Genomic DNA, 19,430 nt, shown 5'->3' with positions numbered 1-19,430 from the left:
GGCACCCTGCCCCCGACTACTTACGATGAATCCGATGGAGATCGCCATGACCGACTACCAGAACCTGTTCGAACAGGATCGCGCCCACTTCATGCACCCGTCCACCCACGCCCATGACCACGCCAGCGGCGCGCTGCCGGGCAAGATCATCACCGGCGCTTCGGGCGTGCACATCCGCGATCACCAGGGTCGCGAATACCTCGATGCCTTCGCCGGGCTGTACTGCGTGAACATCGGCTACGGCCGTACCGAAGTGGCCGACGCGATCTACAAGCAGGCCAAGGAGCTGGCCTACTACCACACCTATGTGGGCCACTCGAGCGAGGCGATCATCGAGCTGTCCAGCCGCATCATCGACTGGGCGCCCGAAGGGATGAAGAAGGTCTACTACGGACTTTCCGGCTCCGATGCCAACGAAACCCAGATCAAGCTGGTGCGCTACTACAACAACGTGCTCGGCCGGCCGCTGAAGAAGAAGATCATCTCCCGCCAGCGCGGTTACCATGGCTCGGGCATCATGACTGGTAGCCTCACCGGCCTGGCCAGCTTTCACCAGCATTTCGACCTGCCGGCGGCGGACATCAAGCACGCCGCCTGCCCGCACTTCTACAAGGCGCCGGCGGGCATGGACGAGGCTGCCTTCGTACGTCACTGCGCCGAGGGTCTGGAGAAGCTGATTCTCGCCGAAGGCGCGGATACGGTAGCGGCATTCATCGGCGAGCCGGTGATGGGCACCGGCGGCATCATCGTGCCGCCCAAGGGCTACTGGCAGGCGATCCAGGCGGTGCTCGACAAATACGACATCCTGCTGATCGCCGACGAAGTGGTCTGCGCATTCGGCCGCCTGGGCGACAAGATGGGCAGCCAGCGCTACGGCATGAAACCCGACCTGATGACCACCGCCAAGGGCCTGACCAGCGCTTACGCGCCGCTGTCAGCAGTGATCGTCGGTGACAAGGTGTGGAGCGTGATCGACAGCGCTTCCACCCGCGACGGCGCCATGGGCCATGGCTGGACGTACTCCGGCCACCCGATCTGCGCGGCGGCCGCCCTGGCCAACCTGGATATTCTCGAGCGGGAAAACATCACCGCCAACGCTGCCGAGGTGGGCAGCTACCTCAATGCGCAACTGCGCCAGACCTTCGAAGGCCACCCGCTGGTCGGTGAGGTGCGCGGCGACGGCATGCTCGCCGCCCTGGAGTTCATGGCCGACAAGGATGCCCGCACGCCTTTCGACCCGGCGCTCAAGGTCGGGCCAAAGGTCTCGGCGGCCTGTCTGGAGCGTGGCATGATCGCTCGCGCCATGCCTCACGGCGATATCCTCGGTTTCGCACCACCGCTGGTACTGACCAAGGCGCAGGCCGATGAAGTCGTCGGTATCGCCAAGGCGGCGGTGGATGCAGTCGCTAACGACGTGCTTTGAGTCTATCCGTAGGGTGGATCGGGGCGCGTAGCCGACGCTTCATCCATCCACCACTACGCCCTCTTGGTGGATGAAAAAAGCGTCATCCACCCTACCTGCACGACTCAAGCAAAAACGCCGGATACCCTCACGGGTATCCGGCGTTTTCATTTCTGCGGCGGGCTACCTTTTAAAATCCAGGTACCTTGCCCGACGTCTCCCGCCGTGGGGGTAGATTCAGCGGCGAGCGTTTCCAGATCGGGAATGAAGTGGATCGACGTCCGACATCCACCCTACCCCCGCGATTGTATCGCCACCGGCAACGCCTGCAGGCGCGACAGGTGCAGGGCCACGGCCAGAGATACCAGCAGCAGCGAACCGATGAACAGGCCCAGGCCATCCCAGCCGGCGGCCTGCCAGAAAAAACCACCCAGGGTGCCGGCGACGCTGGAGCCCAGGTAGTAGCAGAACAGGTACAGCGACGAGGCCTGGCCTTTGGCTTGAGTGGCGCGGCGGCCGATCCAGCTGCTCGACACTGAGTGGGCGCCGAAGAAGCCGAAGGTGAACAGCAGCATGCCGACCAGGATCACCGGCAGCACGTCGAACAGGGTCAGCGTCAGGCCGGCCAGCATCAGGCCTATCACTGCCCAGAGCACCTTGCGCCGTCCCAGCTTGTCGGCCAGGGCGCCGATCTGCGCGGAGCTGTAGATACCCGACAGGTAAACCACCGAGAGCAGGCCGATGCTGGTCTGGTCGAGCTTGAATGGTGCCTCGATCAGGCGGTAACCGATGTAGTTGAACATCGTCACGAAGGCGCCCATCAGCAGGAAGCCCTGCAGGAACAACCACGGCAGGCCGGCGTCGCGGAACTGCAGGGTATAGCCCTGCAGCAGGCTGCGTGGGCGCAGCGAGCGGGGGCGGAAGTTGCGCGATTCGGGCAGCAGGCGCCAGAACAGCGCACCGGCCAGCAGGCCAAGGCCGCCGAGGGTGCCCAGCACCGCATGCCAGGACATGAAGTCCACCAGTACGCCGCTGAGCAGGCGGCCGCTCATGCCGCCGATGGCGTTACCGCCGATGTACACGCCCATGGCCAGGCCGAGGTGCAGCGGGTCGATTTCTTCGCTCAGGTAACTCATGGCCACCGCGGCCAGGCCGCTGAGCGCCAGGCCGACCAGCGCGCGCATCACCAGCACGCCTTCCCAGGTCGGCATCAGCGCGCTGCCGACGGTGAACAGGGCGGCGGCGAGCAGCGACACGACCATGACCGGCTTGCGCCCGAGCGCGTCGGACAGCGGCCCGGTAATCAACAGGCCGATGGCCAGGGTGATGGTGGAAACGGAGAGGATCAGGCTGCTCTGCGCCGCGCTCAGGTCGAACTGCAGCGAGAGCATCGGCATCATCGGCTGTACGCAGTAGAGCAGGGCGAAAGTGGCAAAGCCGCCGGAACACATGGCGAGGATGGTGCGCAGGAAGGCGCGGGTGCCTTTCTGGATATAAACAGGCTCTACCGAGAGGCTGCTAGGAGCAGGCTCCTCATTGTTGGCGGGGACGCACTCGTTGGGTGCGTGTGGAACGGGCTGACTCATTACTACCTCTTGAACACTCATTTTCCCAGGCGGAACGCGGTCGCATGCCTGGCGAATACCGGCATGGGGGTGGTTTTTGTAATTGGGAATGATCACAAGGATAAATAGGCGAGCAAGTTCTTTCCAATATAATATTCGACACGATCGATATGTTTTACGACCTATGGAGCCTCTATGGAACTGCGCCATCTGCGTTACTTCGTGGCCGTCGCCGAAGAGCTGCATTTTGGCCGCGCTGCCGAGCTGCTGGGCATTTCCCAGCCACCGCTGAGCCAGCAGATCCAGGCGCTGGAACAGGAGCTGGGGGTGCGCCTGTTCGAGCGCAGCAACCGTCATGTGGCGCTCACCGATGCCGGGCGGCTGTTTCTCGAGGAAACCCGCCAGACCCTGGCCCAGGTGAGCAAGTCGGTGGATGTGGTGCGCCGCGCCGAGCAGGGTGAGATCGGCGAGCTGCAGATCGGCTTCACCGCTTCGGCGCCATTCGTGTCGATCATTCCGCGAGCGGTATTCGCCTTTCGCCAGGCGTTTCCGGCGGTACACCTCAACCTGCAGGAAATGACCAGCCGCCAGGTAAGCCAGGCGCTGGTGGAAAAGAAACTGCAGATCGGCATGATCCGACCGCTGGAACTGCCTGGGGAGCTGGACGCGGTGGAGTTGCTGCGTGAACCGCTGGTGGCGCTGTTGCATGCCGGCCATCCATTGGCTGGCGAGCAGGATCGCGGCCTGGCCCTGGCTGAGCTGGCCGACGAGCCTTTCGTGTACTTTCCACGCAATTACGGCTCAGGCCTGTATGGCCAGTTCTTCAACCTGGCTCGGCAAGCCGGATTCACCCCGCGGGTTACCCAGGAGGCCCACGAAGCGCTGACCATCATTGGCTTGGTGGCCGCGGGCCTTGGCGTTTCCGTGCTGCCGGCCTCGTTCCGGCGCATCCGCATCGATGGCGTGGTATTCCGCACCCTGGTGGATGCCGATGCCACCACCGCGGTATGGCTGGTCAAACGGCGTCAGGAACGCTCGCCGCTGGCTCAGGCCTTCATCGACCTGCTGACCAGGGAAGTACAGGCGATGAAATAGAGCCGGTCGAACCCGTAGGCTGAAGCACGAAGCCGATAGCAGACGTAGGGTGGATCGGGGCGCGTAGCTGATGCTTTTTTCATCCACCATTGGGATAGCGGGGTGCTGATGGGTTGGCCGCGTAGGTTGAGGAGCGAAGCGACGATACCCATCGCCGTCACCTCAAGGTTTTGCGAGGGATTCAAACCGTTCGATGGGTATCGCTTCGCTCAACCTACGCGGCCGACCCATCCACGTGTTTGAGCTGATCTCACGCCCCGGCGCTCTTATCCAGCTTGCGCAGAAACACGCTCATCTCCTTTTCCGCCTGCTTGTCGCCCTTGGCCTGGGCGGCTTGCAGGCCGCTTTGCCAGGCGCTGCGGGCGGCATCGAGGTTGCCGGCTGCCTGCTGGGCTTTGCCCAGCAGTTTCCATGCGGCCGAATACTGCGGGTCGTGTTCGACGCAGCGCTGCAGGTGTTCGGCGGCCTGCGCGGCGTCGCCGGCATCCAGATATCCCTTGCCCAGACCGAAACGCAGCAATGCGTTGTCCACGCCCTTGGCCAGCATCTTCTCCAGTGCTTCGGTACTCATTGGGGCCTCCTTCGTCGGCAGCTTCAAGCGGCAAGCCTCAAGCGGCAAGCCTCAAGCTGCAAGTAAAGCGCTTGAGGCTTGCCGCTCAAAAAAACGTCAATCCAACCTGGAACAATCTCTCCACGTCGCGAATGTGCTTCTTGTCCATCAGGAACAGGATCACATGGTCACCGGATTCGATCACCGTCACGTCATGGGCGATCAGCACCTGCTCGGCGCGGATGATCGCGCCGATGGTGGTGCCCGGTGGCAGCGAGATGTCCTTGATCGCCTTGCCGACCACCTTGCTCGAACGCGCGTCGCCGTGGGCGATGGCTTCGATGGCTTCGGCGGCGCCGCGGCGCAGGGAGTGCACGCTTTCGATATCGCCACGGCGCACGTGGGTCAGCAGGCTGCCGATGGTGGCCAGCTGCGGGCTGATGGCGATGTCGATCTCGCCGCCCTGAATCAGGTCGACGTAGGCGGGGTTGTTGATCAGGGTCATCACCTTGCGCGCGCCCAGGCGCTTGGCCAGCAGCGAGGACATGATGTTGGCTTCGTCGTCGTTGGTCAGGGCCAGGAAGATGTCGGCATCCTTGATGTTCTCTTCCACCAGCAGATCGCGGTCGGAGGAGCTGCCCTGCAGCACGATGGTGCTTTCCAGGTTCTCCGAGAGGTAGCGGCAGCGTGCCGGGTTCATCTCGATGATCTTGACCTGGTAGCGGCTTTCGATGGCTTCGGCCAGGCGCTCGCCGATGTGCCCGCCGCCAGCGATCACCACGCGCTTGTAGCTTTCCTCGAGGCGGCGCATCTCGCTCATCACCGCGCGAATGTCGGCCTTGGCGGCGATGAAGAACACTTCGTCGTCGGCTTCGATCACCGTATCGCCCTGGGGCATGATCGCCCGGTCGCGGCGGAAGATCGCCGCCACCCGGGTATCGACCTTGGGCATGTGTTCGCGCAGCTGGCGCAGTTGCTGGCCAACCAGCGGGCCGCCGTAGTAGGCCTTGACCGCCACCAGTTGCGCCTTGCCCTCGGCGAAGTCGATGACCTGCAGGGCGCCGGGGTATTCGATCAGGCGCTTGATGTAGTTGGTCACCACCTGTTCGGGGCTGATCAGCACGTCGACCGGGATCGCTTCGTTGTCGAACAGCGTTTCGCGGGTCAGGTAGGCTGCTTCGCGGACGCGGGCGATGCGCGTCGGCGTGTGGAACAGGGTGTAGGCGACCTGGCAGGCGATCATGTTGACTTCGTCGCTGTTGGTCACCGCCACCAGCATGTCGGCATCGTCGGCACCGGCCTGGCGCAGCACCGTGGGGAACGAACCCTTGCCCTGCACGGTACGGATGTCGAGGCGGTCGCCAAGGTCGCGCAGGCGATCACCGTCGGTGTCCACCACGGTGATGTCGTTGGCTTCGCTGGCCAGGTGTTCGGCCAGGGTGCCGCCGACCTGGCCGGCGCCGAGGATGATGATCTTCATCGGGATGCTCCAGCAGCTGCGATCTTGATCAGCTTGGCATAGTAGAAACCGTCGTGGCCGTCCTGCTGGGCGAGCAACTGCCGGCCATGAGGCTGTTGCAGGCCGAAGGGGCCGGCGATGTCGAGCTCGCGAGCACCTGGCGTACGTTCCAGGAACGCGCCGATCACCTCGGTGTTTTCCGTCGGCAGGGTCGAGCAGGTGGCGTAGAGCAGGATGCCGCCGACCTCCAGGGTCGGCCACAGCGCGTCGAGCAGTTCGCCCTGCAGTTTGGCCAGAGCCGGAATGTCGTCGGGCTGGCGGGTCAGCTTGATATCCGGGTGACGGCGGATCACCCCGGTGGCCGAGCAGGGCGCATCGAGGAGGATGCGCTGGAACGGCTTGCCGTCCCACCAGGCGGCCGTGTCGCGGCCATCGGCGGCGATCAGCGTGGCATCGAGCTGCAGGCGGTCGAGGTTCTCGCGCACGCGCAGCAGGCGCTTGGCTTCCAGATCCACGGCGACTACTTCGGTCAGCGCTGGCTCGGCTTCGAGCAGGTGACAGGTCTTGCCACCGGGGGCGGCACAGGCGTCCAGCACGCGCTGGCCGGGCGCCAGTTGCAGCAGGTCGGCGGCCAGTTGCGCGGCTTCATCCTGCACGCTGACGTGCCCCTCGGCGAAGCCCGGCAGCAGGGTCACGTCGCAGGCTTGCAAGAGGCGAATGCCATCGCGGCTGAAGGCGCAGGGCTCGGCTTCGAAGCCGACCTGACGCAGTCGCGCCAGATAGTCATCCCGGCTGCCGTGGCGACGGTTGACCCGCAGGATCAGCGGCGGATGGGCGTTGTTGGCAGCGCAGATCGCCTGCCAGTGTTCGGGCCAGAACGCCTTGAGCTGTTTTTGCAGCCAGCGCGGATGGGCAGTGTGCAGCACCGGGTCGCGATCCAACTCGGCGAGCAGGCTTTCGCTGTCACGCTGGGCATTGCGCAGCACGGCGTTGAGCAGGCCCTTGGCCGAGGTCTTCTTCAGCTTGTCGACGCAGCCGACGGTCTCGCCGATGGCCGCATGGGCAGGAATGCGGGTGTAGAACAGCTGGTACAGGCCGATCAGCAGCAGGGCTTCGAGGTCGCGGTCGCCATCCTTGAAGGGCTTGCGCAGCAGCTTCTCGGCGATCAGCCCCAGGCGTGGCTGCCAGCGTGCGGCGCCGAAGGCCAGATCCTGGGCGAGGCCGCGGTCGCGTGCCTCGACCTTGTCGAGCAGCGGCGGCAGGCTGCTGCCCAGCGATGCCTTGCCTTCGAGTACCGCCGCCAGGGCGCGGGTGGCCGCCAGCCTGGGGTTCATACCAGCACCGTGCCCACGGCGAACTGCTCGCGGCGGCTGTTGTACAGGTCGGCGAAGTTCAGCGCCTTGCCGCCTGGCAATTGCAAGCGAGTGAGCAGCAGGGCGCCGGTGCCGCAGGCGACGGTCAGGCCGTCCTTGCTGGCGGCGAGGATTGCGCCGGGCTGGCCCTGACCTTCGGCGAGGCGCGCGGCGAGCACTTTCAGTGGCGCGTCGTTCAGGGTGCTGTGGCAGATCGGCCAGGGATTGAAGGCGCGAACCAGCCGCTCCAGCTCTTCGGCCGGGCGCGCCCAGTCGAGGCGTGCCTCGTCCTTGTTGAGCTTGTGCGCGTAGTTGGCCTGGGCGTCGTCCTGCACTTCGCCCATCAGCGTGCCGCTGGCCAGGCCGGCGATGGCTTCGATCACCGCGGGCGGGCCAAGCTCGGCGAGCCGGTCGTGCAGGCTGCCGCCGGTGTCGTCGGCAGTGATCGGCGTACGTACCTTGAGCAGCATCGGCCCGGTGTCCAGGCCGGCTTCCATCTGCATCACGGTGACGCCGCTTTCCGCGTCGCCCGCCTGGACGGCGCGCTGGATCGGCGCCGCACCGCGCCAGCGCGGCAGCAGGGACGCGTGGCTGTTGATGCAGCCGAAGCGCGGGATATCGAGCACCGCCTGAGGCAGGATCAACCCGTAGGCGACCACCACCAGCAGGTCCGGCGCCAACGCGGCCAGCTCGGCCTGGGCCGCGGCGTCACGCAGGCTCTGAGGCTGCAGCACGGGGATATCGTTTTCCAGGGCAAGCTGCTTGACCGGGCTGGGCATGAGCTTCTGCCCGCGGCCGGCGGGGCGATCCGGCTGGGTGTACACCGCGACGATCTGATGCGGTGTGTCGAGCAGCGCCTTGAGGTGGGCGGCGGCGAACTCCGGGGTGCCGGCGAATACGATACGCAGAGCTTCGGTCATGGTGTCTCGCTGTTGCTCGGAAGCGTTGTGCACTTCGGCTGAAAAAGAAAAGGCTTGCCGTAGCAAGCCTTTGCGGTGGGTGGCATCACACCTGCTGGCGGTGCAGCTTTTCCAGCTTCTTCTTGATGCGGTCGCGCTTGAGCGTAGACAGGTAGTCGACGAACAGCTTGCCGTTGAGGTGATCGCACTCGTGCTGGATGCACACGGCCAATAGGCCTTCGGCGATTATCTCGAACGGCTGGCCGTCGCGATCCAGCGCGTTGATCCTGACCTTCTGCGGGCGGTCGACGTTCTCGTAGAAGCCGGGCACCGACAGGCAGCCTTCCTGGTATTGATCCATTTCCTCGGTGAGCGGTTCGAACGCCGGGTTGATGAACACCAGCGGCTCGCTCTTGTCCTCGGACAGATCCATGACCACCACGCGCTTGTGTACATTCACCTGGGTCGCGGCGAGGCCGATACCGGGGGCGTCATACATGGTTTCGAACATGTCATCGATCAGTTGACGCAGGGCGTCATCGACCACGTCCACCGGTTTGGCGATGGTTCGCAGGCGCGGATCGGGAAATTCGAGGATGTTTAAAATCGCCATATGCGTTTGTGATGCACTTGTGGAATAAATTCAAAATCCGCTGCTAAGATGGCGGCAGCATCGAAAAACGGCTTCATGCCGCGGTTTTACTGGGTTCTGTCGCGGCGCTAGGGCGCTTAACGCGAAGCCACATAATAAAGGGATTCACCGCATGAGGAAATCACTACTCGCCCTGCTGCTGGTCGCCGCGAGCGGCCTGGCACTCGCCGAGGTGCAGCTCAAGGAAGGCCATCCCGACCGTTACACGGTCGTGAAGGGCGACACCCTCTGGGATATTTCCGGCAAGTTCCTGCGTCAGCCCTGGAAATGGCCGGAGATCTGGCACGCCAACCCACAGGTGGAAAACCCGCACCTGATCTATCCGGGCGACGTACTGAGCCTGGTTTACATCGACGGTCAACCGCGCCTGATGCTCGGCCGTGGCGAATCGCGTGGCACCATCAAACTGTCGCCGAAGATCCGCAGCACGCCGATGGCCGAAGCCATTCCGACCATTCCGCTGGAAGCGATCAACAGCTTTCTGCTGAGGAATCGCATCGTCGACACCCCGGAAACGTTCCAGGGCGCGCCCTACATCGTCGCCGGCAATGCCGAGCGCGTGGTCAGTGGTGCGGGTGACCGCGTCTACGCCCGTGGCAGCTTCGACCCGGCGGAGCCGATATACGGCATCTTCCGCCAGGGCAAGACCTACACCGATCCGGATACCAAGGAATTCCTCGGTATTAACGCCGATGACATTGGCGGCGGCGAGATCGTCGCCGAGGAAGAGGGTGTCGGTACCCTCAACCTGACGCGCACCACTCAGGAAGTGCGTAACGGCGACCGCCTGTTCCCCACCGAGGAGCGGGCGATCAACTCGACCTTCATGCCCAGCGAGCCGACCGTGGAGATCAAGGGCCTGATTCTCGATGTACCGCGTGGCGTCAGCCAGATCGGCCAGCTCGATGTGGTCACCCTGAGCAAGGGGGCTCGTGACGGCCTGGAGGTCGGCAACGTACTGGCCGTCTACAAGACCGGCGAAACCGTGCGTGACCGGGTCACCGGTGAGTCGGTGAAAATTCCCGACGAGCGTGCCGGCCTGCTCATGGTGTTCCGCACCTACGACAAGCTCAGCTATGGCCTGGTTCTCAACGCCTCGCGGCAGTTGGCGGTGATGGACAAGGTTCGCAACCCGTAACACCGACAAGCCCCGCAGACGCGGGGTTTGTGTTTTCTACCCCCGCCGCTGTGGCGGCGCGACCGATCAAGGATGATCAGCCATGTCGCAACTCTCTTGTGCATTGTCTCCCGCCGAACTCGAAGCCCGCCTGCGCCTGCATTGTCTGCCGGAGCTGGGGCCGAAGCGTTTCCACAAACTGCTCAGCGCTTTCGACAGTGCGTCTGCCGCCCTGAGCGCGCCGGCCAGTGCCTGGCGTTCGCTCGGTCTGCCGTTGGCGTGCGCCGAGGCGCGGCGCAGTGCGCAGGTGCGCGAGCGAGCCCGGCTGAGCCTGGAGTGGTTGCAGGAAGCGGGTCAGCAGGTGTTGATGTGGGATGATCCGCGTTACCCCGCCTTGCTTGCGGAAATTCCCGACGCACCGCCGCTGCTGTTCGTCGCCGGTGATCCGACGCTGCTCGAGCGCCCGCAACTGGCCATGGTCGGCAGCCGCCGGGCGTCAAAGCCGGGTCTGGATACCGCGCGCAGTTTCGCCCGTAGCCTGGCGCGCGGTGGTTTTGTGATCACCAGCGGGCTGGCGCTGGGCATCGACGGGGCGGCTCATCAGGGGGCGCTGGATGCCGAGGGGCATACCGTCGCCGTGCTCGGTACCGGTCTACAGTGCCTGTATCCGGCACGTCACAAACGTCTGGCGCAGGACATCATCGAACGTGGCGGGGCGCTGGTCTCGGAGCTGCCGTTGGACTGTCCGCCTCAGGCGAGCAATTTTCCGCGCAGGAATCGCATCATCAGCGGCCTTTCCCTGGGCGTGCTGGTGGTCGAGGCCAGCCCGTCGAGCGGATCGTTGATCACGGCGCGCCTGGCGGCCGAGCAGGGCCGCGAGGTGTACGCGATTCCCGGCTCCATCCACCATCCGGGCTCCAAGGGCTGTCATCAGCTGATTCGTGACGGCGCCACGCTGGTGGAAAGCATCGAGCACATCCTCGAAGCTTTACGTGGCTGGCAGGCACCCGGCTTCGAGCATCCGGCGAATGCCGAGGCTGTCTCGCAACCGTCGGCCCATCCTTTGTTGGCGCTGCTGCACGCCGCACCCCACAGCAGCGAGGCCCTGGCCCACTCCAGCGGCTGGCCGCTGCCCGAGGTGCTCGCCGCGTTGACCGAGTTGGAGCTGGACGGGCGAGTTGCCTGCGAAGCCGGGCTTTGGGTGGGCTGCAAGCCCTAGCTTGGATACACTGCGCCCAGTGTTTTTCTGGAGAGGCATCCATGATCACCAGTTGGCAGGTTCAGCAGGCAGCGCGTGTGGTTCGCGCCGGCGGCGTTATCGCCTATCCGACCGAGGCGGTCTGGGGGCTGGGGTGCGATCCCTGGGATGAAATGGCGGTGGATCGGCTGCTGGCACTGAAGGAACGGCCCATCCACAAGGGACTGATCTTGGTGGCCGACACCATTCGCCAGTTCGACTTCCTGCTCGAGGATCTACCCGAAATCTGGCAGGATCGCCTGGCCAGCACCTGGCCCGGCCCCAATACCTGGCTGGTGCCGCATCAGGATCGTCTGCCGCGGTGGATTACTGGTGAGCACGACAGCGTCGCTCTACGGGTCAGCGATCACCCGCGGGTGCGTGAACTCTGCGCGCTGACCGGGCCGCTGGTCTCGACCTCCGCCAACCCCGCCGGCCGGCCGGCCGCGCGCTCGCGACTGCGGGTCGAGCAGTACTTTCCACGGCAGCTGGATGCGGTGCTCGGCGGTGCTCTGGGCGGGCGACGCAATCCCAGCGTGATTCGTGATCTGGTCACTGGAGACGTGCGCCGACCGGCCTGACGGCAGCGGCAAGCTTCAAGCGACAAACCGTAGGGTGGATCGGGGCGCGTAGCTGACGCTTCACCTACGCGGCCCGACCCATCCACCGCTCTGCGATCACAATGAATGGTGGATGAAAAGAGCGTCATCCACCCTCGGAGGGCTGCTTCAGGGCAGCAGGATGGTCGATCCCGTGGTCTGCCGCGCACTGAGCGCGGCCTGGGCGGCAGCGGCGTCGCGCAGCGGGTAGCGTTGGCCGATCTCCACCGTGAGTTTGCCCTTGGCGATCATGTCGAACAGTTCGTCGGCCATCTTCTGCAGATGTTCCGGAGTGTCGGCATAGCCGGCCAGGGTCGGGCGGGTGACGTACAGCGAGCCTTTCTGCGAGAGGATACCGAGGTTGACGCCGGTCACTGCGCCAGAGGCGTTACCGAAGCTGACCAGCAGGCCGCGAGGCGCGACGCAGTCCAGCGAGGTTTCCCAGGTGTCCTTGCCGACGCCATCGTAGACCACCGGGCATTTCTTGCCGTCAGTCAGTTCCAGCACGCGCTGCGCAACATTCTCGTGGCTGTAATCGATGGTTGCCCAAGCGCCCTGTTGCAAGGCGCGCTCGGCCTTCATCGCCGAACTCACGGTGCCGATCAGCTTGACGCCGAGCGCCTTGGCCCATTGGCAGGCGAAGGAGCCGACACCGCCAGCGGCAGCGTGGAACAGAATGATGTCGCCGCTCTTCAGCTCGGCGGTCTGGCGCAGCAGATACTGTACGGTCAGGCCCTTGAGCATCACCGCTGCGGCCTGCTCGAAGCTGATGGCTTCAGGCAGCTTGACCAGCTTTTCCGCCGGCAGCACGTGCAGTTCGCTGTAGCTTCCCAGCGGGCCGGTGGCGTAGGCCACGCGGTCGCCCACCTGGAAGTTCTTGACCTCGGAGCCGATGGCATCGACGAAACCGGCACCCTCGGTACCCAGGCTGGACGGCAGCGAAGGCGGCGCATACAGGCCGTTGCGGAAATAGGTGTCGATGAAATTGAGGCCGATGGCCTGGTTGTGTACACGCACCTCGTGGGGCCCGGGAGCGACCGGCTGGTAGTCGACGTATTCGAGTACCTCGGGGCCGCCGTGGCGGCTGAACTGGATGCGTTTGGCCATCGTCTTTGCTCCTGCGTGAAAGTGAATGCAATAGATCCCGAATCTATCGGGGCGTTGGGTACGCTTTTGTGTGCGGAGTCGAACGTCGCATCTGTCGTTGACCGGCGTCAACTGCGGAGCGCCGATACCCGGTGCTATGCTAGCCGCCGATTTCGCCCGACGTTCGTAACACAAGGTGCCCACCGTGAGTGATCAGACCGAGGCCGTAAAGGCCTACCTGCTCGATCTGCAAGATCGTATCTGTGCCGCCCTGCAAGCCGAGGACGGCAAGGCGAGCTTCATCGAAGACGCCTGGCAGCGCCCGGGTGGCGGTGGTGGACGCACGCGGGTGATCGGTGACGGCGCGCTGATCGAGAAGGGCGGCGTGAATTTCTCCCACGTGTTCGGCGACAGCCTGCCGCCGTCGGCCAGCGCCCATCGCCCGGAACTGGCCGGGCGCGGTTTCCAGGCCCTCGGTGTATCCTTGGTGATCCACCCGCACAATCCCCATGTGCCGACGTCCCACGCCAACGTGCGCTTCTTCAGCGCCGAGAAGGAAGGTGAAGCGCCGGTCTGGTGGTTCGGTGGCGGCTTCGACCTGACGCCGTATTACGGCAACGAAGAAGACTGCGTGCACTGGCACCGTGTCGCCGAGCAGGCCTGCGCGCCGTTCGGCGCCGATGTCTATCCGCGCTACAAGGCCTGGTGCGATCGCTACTTCCACCTCAAGCACCGCGGTGAGCCGCGTGGGATCGGCGGGCTGTTCTTCGACGACCTCAACGAGTGGGATTTCGACACCTGCTTCGCTTTCATCCGCGCCATCGGCGACGCCTACATCGAGGCCTACCTGCCCATCGTGCAGCGCCGCAAGACCCTGTCCTTCACCCCGGCGCAGCGCGAGTTCCAGGAGTTTCGCCGTGGTCGCTACGTGGAGTTCAACCTGGTCTACGACCGCGGCACCCTGTTCGGCCTGCAGTCGGGCGGGCGTACCGAGTCGATTCTCATGTCGTTGCCGCCTCAGGTGCGCTGGGGCTACGACTGGAAAGCGCAACCGGGTAGCGAAGAAGCACGCCTGACCGAGTATTTCCTGACTGACCGCGACTGGCTGAACAGCCAGAACTGAACTTGAAGCTCGACGCAAAAAGCTTCAGGCTTGCCGCCTTTGGCTTTTGCGCACGGAAATTTCATGGATCGCTACGGTGTATTCGGCAACCCCATCGGCCACAGCAAGTCGCCCCTGATCCACCGTCTGTTCGCGGAACAGACTGGCCAGGAGCTGAGCTACGAGGCGCTGCTGGCGCCGCTGGAGGATTTCGACGGCTACGCCCGGGCCTTCTTCGCCGAAGGCCGTGGCGGCAACGTGACCGTGCCGTTCAAGGAGCAGGCCTACGCCCTGGCCGATAGCCTGACCGAGCGCGCCCGACGTGCCGGTGCGGTGAATACCCTGAAAAAGCTCGATGACGGCAGCCTGCTCGGTGACAACACCGACGGTGCCGGCCTGGTGCGCGACCTGACCGTGAATGCCGGGATCGACCTGCGCGGCAAGCGCATTCTGCTGCTCGGCGCCGGTGGCGCGGTACGCGGCATTCTCGAACCCTTCCTGGCGCAGCAGCCGCAGACCCTGGTGATCGCCAACCGCACGGTGGAAAAGGCCGAACAACTGGCCCGCCAGTTCACTGATCTTGGCCCCGTGGTCGCCAGCGGTTTCGACTGGATCGACGCGCCGGTGGATCTGATCATCAACGGCACCTCCGCCAGCCTGTCCGGCGAGCTGCCACCGATCGCCGCCAGCCTGATCCAGCCAGGCCACACCTGCTGCTACGACATGATGTATGGCGCCGGCCCCACCGCCTTCAACCGCTGGGCCGCGGAACAGGGTGCTGCGCGTACCCTCGATGGCCTCGGTATGCTGGTCGAGCAGGCCGTGGAAGCCTTCCACCTGTGGCGTGGCGTGCGCCCGGACAGCGCACCGGTGCTGGCCGAACTGCGCCGCCAACTGGCCGCCTAGCACCACGCCCCGCCGCCGGTTTTTGCGTCTGGAACAAGGCGGGAGCGGACAGTCGTAGGATGGGTGAAACCCATCGGAAATTGATGGGTTTCACCCATCCTACGGGCTAATCCAACCTACAGGTCGTGGCCGAACGTAGCCTGGATTAGCCGCAGGCGTAATCCGGGGCCGAAGGCCGTGATCCATGGTTCAACGCGGGTCACCGATCGTCCGCTTCCGCCACAATGCAGCCGGTCTGCCTCGTCCTTCCCTGGATCTTCGCTGGCGAGCCGCTTTCTCAGAAGCTGTAGCGGGCAGTCATCTTGAAATTACGCGGGTCACCGTAAATGTCGTACGGGCTCCACTCGCCGTTGGCCACGCTGCTGTAGTAGGTGCGGTCGAACAGGTTGTTGACGTTGAGCTGCAGATCCAGCTGTTCGCTGGCCTTGTAGTCTGCCACCAGGCCGACCACGGTGTAAGACCCCTGCTGGTTGCGCCAGCTTCCGTCGTCAGCCGCGGTGCGGATGCGGCTCTGCTGATAGAGATCGCCACCAACACGCCAGCGTTGCAGTTCACCGGGCAGGATATAGAGCGTGGACAGTTTGAACAGCTGACGCGGTTTCTTGCGGTCGAAGTCTTCGCCTTCTCTGGCTGCGTTGGCGTCGCTGACGTATTTCGTCTGGGTGTAGGTGTAACCGGCGGCAACCTGCCAGTTGTCGGTCAGGGCGCCCTGGATTTCCAGGTCGATGCCCTTGCTACGCACCAGCCCGGCAGCCTCGTAGCAGGAACTGTCCGGAGTGGAACCACATCCCAGCTGACCCGTCAGCGTCTGGGCACGGTTCTTCTGGTCGATCTGGAAAACAGCCAGGCTGGCGTTCAGTGCACCGTCGTAGTATTCGCCCTTGATGCCGACCTCGTAGTTCTCGCCAACCACCGGCTCCAGCGGTTTTCTGTCCAGGCCTCGCTCGCTCTGCGGCTTGAAGATATCGGTGTAACTGACATAGACCGAGTGATTGGCATCCAGGTCGTAGACCAGGCCGGCATAGCGGGTCAGGTTGCGGGTGACCTTGTAGTTACCTTCACTGTTTTCGCGATCTTCGAGCTCGTACCAGTCGAGACGGCCGCCGAGAATCAGCGCCAGTGGTTCGGTCAGGCGCAGGCGGGTGCTGGCGTAGACGCTGTCCTGAGTGGTGGTCTCGGGAAGTCCGTTACTGCCAGTGACGTATTCCGGTTTGGTATGAGCACCTGGATCCCACTCGAAGGGATTGCTGCCAGCGTCGATGAAAGCGCTCCAGGCCTTACCGGAACGATAATCCAGCTGGCGCTTGCTTACGCCCAGGGTCAGGTCGTGTTCTTGGCCGAGCAGCTGGAAGGGGCCGCTGAGCGCCAGGTCGTAGCCGGTTTCCTTCTGCTCCATGGCTTCCGTCCATAGATAGTGGCGATCGTATTCCCATACCGAGGAGGCCAGCACGTCGGTGTCGGTCTTCGACTGCATGGCTGCCAGGCGCAGCGTCCAGTCGTTGGCGAAGCCCTGCTCCAGTGTGGCGAAATAACCGGTGGTGCGATTTTCCGAGTATTCCCAGTCATGACCCAGGAAGGTATCGCGTGGCAGCCCTAGATGACCGCCGCCACGGGCCATGGGCAGCCCGCCCCAGATATAGTTGGTATGGTTCTTCTGCCGGTAGGCGCCGAGAGTCAGGGTGGTGCTTTCGCTCAGGTCGGCGTCGACCACGCCGTAGAACAGGTCGTGATCGTGCTCCACCGAATCACGGAAGCTTCTGGCGTCCTGCCGCGAAACCACGGTACGGGCGCGCAGGGTGCCGTTTTCATTGAGGGGGCCACCGACATCCAGCGTGCCGCTGTAATCGTCCCAACTGCCGGCACTGCCGGTGAGCATGCCCTGGAATTCATGGGTCGGGCGCTTGCGCACCAGGTTGATGGCGCCGGATGGGCTGCCGGCGCCCTGGGCCAGGCCCGTGGCACCACGGACGATCTCTACCCGGTCATACATGGCCAGGTTGGCTTCACCACTGGGCAGGTAGGTCAGCAGGCTGGTGGGGAAACCGTCATACATGACGTTGTCGACATCGAAGCCACGAGCGCTGAAGGACGGCCTGCCGACACCTCCCGAATTATTGAGGAACACGCCGGGTGTGCTCTGGACGACGTCACTGATGCTGGTCATGGCCTTGTCGTCCATACGCTTTCGCGTGACCACACTGACCGACTGTGGCGTTTCGCGCAGGCTCAGAGGCAGCTTGGTAGCGGTCTGCATGGCCCCGGTGGTGTAAGAACCGCTGTTCTCGGTGGTGCTGGCCAGAGCACGGCCGGTCACGTTGGTGGCGCCCAGTTCGAGGCCTTGAGCGGCCTGAGCCGGTGTTAGCAGGTAAAGGCCATTACCCTGCGGCACGGCCTGCAGGCCGGTACCCTGCAGCAGTTGCCGCAGGCCGCCTTCCACGCTGCTGGATGCGTTCAGGCCGGGGCTGCGCAAACCTTCCACCAGGCTCGGTTCGATGGGCAGCGTGATACCCGCCTGGCTGGCGAAGTCGGACAGCGCACTGCTCAGGTTACCGGCTGGCACCTGGTAGGCACGGCTCTGTTGCGCGGCCTGCTCGGCGGCCTGCAGCGAGGCCGCGGCCAGGCTGCCGCCCGCGATGATCAGGCCCAGTGCGGCAGCGTGTACCGCCCGTGCCAGTGGTTGCATGCCCTGCGTCGTCGCCATGTGTTCGTCCCCGCCCTGTCAGAGTGTTGTGGTTACGGGAGAGACACGCGGCAAAGGAAAAACACGACAATGATTCTTCTTACGCGCTTGCACGCGCCGTGACGGTGACCCAATAGGGCGTGCGGTAGTGGATGCTCACCGGCAGGGTCTGGCTCAGGGCGCGGAGAATCTGGTCGGTATCGCGTAACTGGAAGGCGCCGGAAATCAGCAGTCCGGCCACCGCTGGATCGCAGCGCAGCAGGCCGGGGCGGTAGCGATCCAGCTCGCTGACGAAATCATCCAGGCGCATCTTCTCTGCGCGCAGTACACCGCTGAGCCAGTCGAGACGACTCTGTGCCAGTGCCATGGCGGGTTCCGCAACCTGGGCGCTGACGCGGGTCTGCTGGCCGGTTGCCAGACGCAACAGGCCGTCATCACTTCGGGACAGCCGCGGACGCACTTCGACAGCGCCTTCGAGCGCGGCGAGGTAAGTGCTATGCGGATACTGACGAACCAGAAAGCGACTGCCGAGCAGGGTGATTTCCGCCTCGGCGGTATCGACGATAAACGGCCGTCTGGCACGCTCGTGGGGCACCTCGACGAGCATCTCCCCGGCGATCAGGCGCACGCGGCGTACGCTGTCGTCGTAGGCGATATCCACGGCGCTGCCGGTGTTAAGGCGAATCTGTCCGCCATCCGGCAGGTGCAGGGTGCGCTGCTCGCCGGTGGCGGTACGCTCGTCCGCCTGCCATTCGCGCCACGGCAGGCCCCGTTGCGCGGCCAGGCCGAGCGGGGCGGCGACAATCAGCAGCGCCAGGGTCTTGAGTACACGCCGCCGCTCCAGGTTGCGCGGGCGTTCCAGGGCCGCACGCCCGGCCCCGCTGGAAAGCTGCTGGGCTTGAGCGCTGAAGCGCTCTGCCAGTTGCCAGGCGCGTTCGTGATCGCTGTGCCGCGCCCGCCACTCGGTGCAGGCGGCATGCTCGGCGGCGCTGGCGCCGCCGTTCTGCAGGCGCACGAACCAGCCGGCCGCTTCACGGGCGATGCGCCGGTCGATGGGCGTATCACTCATGCTGCGCGCCCTGGCTGGCGAGCACGATGCATTCCTCGAAGGCCCGTGCCAGGTGACGCTGCACCGAGCGCACGCTGAGGTTGAGCCGGCTGGCGATCTCTTCCTGTGTATAACCCTCCAACTGAGCCATCAGGAACGCCTGGCGGGTCTTGGCTGGCAGTATGGCGAGCACTCGGTCGACCTCGTCGAGGGCTTCGAGCACCAGGGCCTGATGTTCCAGCGATGGCGCCAGATCTTCCGGCGTTTCCGCCAGCGCGGTCAGGTAGGCTTGCTCCAGGGAGCGGCGGCGGTAGAGGTTGATGGTCAGGCGATTGGCGATGGTCGCCAGATAGGCGCGGGGCGTCGTGAGACTCAGGGGCTCGCCTGGCGCGCTGCTGAGCAGGCGCACGAAGGTATCCTGGGCCAGATCCGCCGCATCGGCGGCATTGCCCAGGCGCTTGCGCAGCCAGGTTTGCAGCCAGCCGTGGTGGTGGCTGTAAAGCTGGTCGATGGCCTGATGCTGGAGGTGGGTTGCCGATGAAGTGGAGTGCACGGGATATATTCGATGGGAATGAGAATTTGTCGCATTCTATCAGCGTAACCCAGGGCTCGCACAAGTGAACGCTCGGGGGTATGCCGGCTATGCTGAATTCGTCATCCGTCCGAGCCAAACGCATCAAG

General features: G+C 64.5%; 17 protein-coding genes. 7 read left to right on the top strand and 10 right to left on the bottom strand.

Annotated features, from left to right (window positions below):
- Window positions 1-46: 46 nt before the first annotated feature.
- Window positions 47-1,423: an aspartate aminotransferase family protein gene (locus DNK06_RS07165; protein WP_131179347.1), complete on the top strand. Its 1,377-nt coding sequence runs from the start codon at window positions 47-49 to the stop codon at window positions 1,421-1,423.
- Between the two features lie 272 nt (window positions 1,424-1,695).
- Here the strand turns inward: DNK06_RS07165 and DNK06_RS07160 are convergent, their stop codons facing one another.
- On the bottom strand, window positions 1,696-2,988 hold the full coding sequence (locus tag DNK06_RS07160) for an MFS transporter (RefSeq protein WP_131179346.1): 1,293 nt from the start codon (window positions 2,986-2,988) through the stop codon (window positions 1,696-1,698).
- A 174-nt stretch (window positions 2,989-3,162) separates the two neighbouring features.
- Here DNK06_RS07160 and DNK06_RS07155 point away from each other — a divergent pair, with 174 nt between their 5' ends.
- Window positions 3,163-4,062, top strand: coding sequence for a LysR family transcriptional regulator (locus DNK06_RS07155; protein ID WP_131179345.1), 900 nt, complete (start codon window positions 3,163-3,165; stop codon window positions 4,060-4,062).
- A gap of 250 nt (window positions 4,063-4,312) precedes the next feature.
- Here the strand turns inward: DNK06_RS07155 and DNK06_RS07150 are convergent, their stop codons facing one another.
- The 5 genes from DNK06_RS07150 to def all read right to left on the bottom strand — a co-directional run bounded on the left by DNK06_RS07150 (window position 4,313) and on the right by def (window position 8,935).
- Window positions 4,313-4,633 (bottom strand): tetratricopeptide repeat protein, encoded by a 321-nt coding sequence (locus DNK06_RS07150; RefSeq protein WP_131179344.1) that lies wholly within the window; start codon window positions 4,631-4,633, stop codon window positions 4,313-4,315.
- A gap of 85 nt (window positions 4,634-4,718) precedes the next feature.
- Window positions 4,719-6,092, bottom strand: a complete 1,374-nt coding sequence (gene trkA / locus DNK06_RS07145; RefSeq protein WP_131179343.1) for a Trk system potassium transporter TrkA — start codon at window positions 6,090-6,092, stop codon at window positions 4,719-4,721.
- A complete protein-coding gene (gene rsmB / locus DNK06_RS07140; RefSeq protein ID WP_131179342.1) occupies window positions 6,089-7,405 on the bottom strand; it encodes a 16S rRNA (cytosine(967)-C(5))-methyltransferase RsmB in 1,317 nt (438 codons plus the stop codon). Before rsmB ends, trkA begins: the two co-directional genes overlap by 4 nt.
- The gene (gene fmt / locus DNK06_RS07135) at window positions 7,402-8,343 is read right to left on the bottom strand and encodes a methionyl-tRNA formyltransferase (protein ID WP_131179341.1); all 942 of its coding nucleotides are present in this window, start codon (window positions 8,341-8,343) and stop codon (window positions 7,402-7,404) included. The genes rsmB and fmt overlap by 4 nt, the downstream gene beginning before the upstream one ends.
- 85 nt (window positions 8,344-8,428) lie before the next feature.
- Window positions 8,429-8,935, bottom strand: a complete 507-nt coding sequence (gene def, locus DNK06_RS07130) for a peptide deformylase (RefSeq protein WP_131179340.1) — start codon at window positions 8,933-8,935, stop codon at window positions 8,429-8,431.
- A gap of 151 nt (window positions 8,936-9,086) precedes the next feature.
- Here def and DNK06_RS07125 point away from each other — a divergent pair, with 151 nt between their 5' ends.
- From DNK06_RS07125 to tsaC, 3 genes are all read left to right on the top strand, one after another.
- On the top strand, window positions 9,087-10,112 hold the full coding sequence (locus DNK06_RS07125) for a LysM peptidoglycan-binding domain-containing protein (RefSeq protein WP_131179339.1): 1,026 nt from the start codon (window positions 9,087-9,089) through the stop codon (window positions 10,110-10,112).
- A gap of 82 nt (window positions 10,113-10,194) precedes the next feature.
- Window positions 10,195-11,310, top strand: a complete 1,116-nt coding sequence (gene dprA, locus DNK06_RS07120; RefSeq protein WP_131179338.1) for a DNA-processing protein DprA — start codon at window positions 10,195-10,197, stop codon at window positions 11,308-11,310.
- A 41-nt stretch (window positions 11,311-11,351) separates the two neighbouring features.
- Window positions 11,352-11,909, top strand: a complete 558-nt coding sequence (tsaC, locus tag DNK06_RS07115; RefSeq protein WP_131179337.1) for an L-threonylcarbamoyladenylate synthase type 1 TsaC — start codon at window positions 11,352-11,354, stop codon at window positions 11,907-11,909.
- A 147-nt stretch (window positions 11,910-12,056) separates the two neighbouring features.
- Here the strand turns inward: tsaC and DNK06_RS07110 are convergent, their stop codons facing one another.
- On the bottom strand, window positions 12,057-13,034 hold the full coding sequence (locus DNK06_RS07110) for an NADPH:quinone reductase (protein ID WP_131179336.1): 978 nt from the start codon (window positions 13,032-13,034) through the stop codon (window positions 12,057-12,059).
- Window positions 13,035-13,218: 184 nt separating this feature from the next.
- Between DNK06_RS07110 and hemF the strand changes: the two genes are divergently transcribed.
- Both hemF and aroE read left to right on the top strand, forming a co-directional pair.
- The gene (hemF, locus tag DNK06_RS07105; RefSeq protein ID WP_131179335.1) at window positions 13,219-14,136 is read left to right on the top strand and encodes an oxygen-dependent coproporphyrinogen oxidase; all 918 of its coding nucleotides are present in this window, start codon (window positions 13,219-13,221) and stop codon (window positions 14,134-14,136) included.
- 63 nt (window positions 14,137-14,199) lie between these two features.
- Entirely contained in the window at window positions 14,200-15,021 is an 822-nt protein-coding gene (aroE, locus tag DNK06_RS07100; protein WP_131179334.1) for a shikimate dehydrogenase, read from the top strand.
- A 277-nt stretch (window positions 15,022-15,298) separates the two neighbouring features.
- Here aroE and DNK06_RS07095 read toward each other — a convergent pair whose 3' ends face one another.
- The 3 genes from DNK06_RS07095 to DNK06_RS07085 all read right to left on the bottom strand — a co-directional run bounded on the left by DNK06_RS07095 (window position 15,299) and on the right by DNK06_RS07085 (window position 19,302).
- Window positions 15,299-17,722 (bottom strand): TonB-dependent siderophore receptor, encoded by a 2,424-nt coding sequence (locus DNK06_RS07095; RefSeq protein ID WP_242674697.1) that lies wholly within the window; start codon window positions 17,720-17,722, stop codon window positions 15,299-15,301.
- 79 nt (window positions 17,723-17,801) lie between these two features.
- Window positions 17,802-18,770: a FecR domain-containing protein gene (locus tag DNK06_RS07090; protein ID WP_131179333.1), complete on the bottom strand. Its 969-nt coding sequence runs from the start codon at window positions 18,768-18,770 to the stop codon at window positions 17,802-17,804.
- Window positions 18,763-19,302 carry a sigma-70 family RNA polymerase sigma factor gene (locus tag DNK06_RS07085; protein WP_131179332.1) on the bottom strand — a complete coding sequence of 180 codons (540 nt, stop codon included), beginning with the start codon at window positions 19,300-19,302 and terminating at the stop codon, window positions 18,763-18,765. Before DNK06_RS07085 ends, DNK06_RS07090 begins: the two co-directional genes overlap by 8 nt.
- Between the last annotated feature and the right edge of the window lie 128 nt (window positions 19,303-19,430).

Origin of the sequence: Phytopseudomonas daroniae (assembly GCF_004327285.1) — a bacterium.
GTDB lineage: Bacteria > Pseudomonadota > Gammaproteobacteria > Pseudomonadales > Pseudomonadaceae > Aquipseudomonas > Aquipseudomonas daroniae.
Note: the sequence above shows the minus strand (reverse complement) of the source record. Positions and strands in the feature narration are given on the sequence as shown.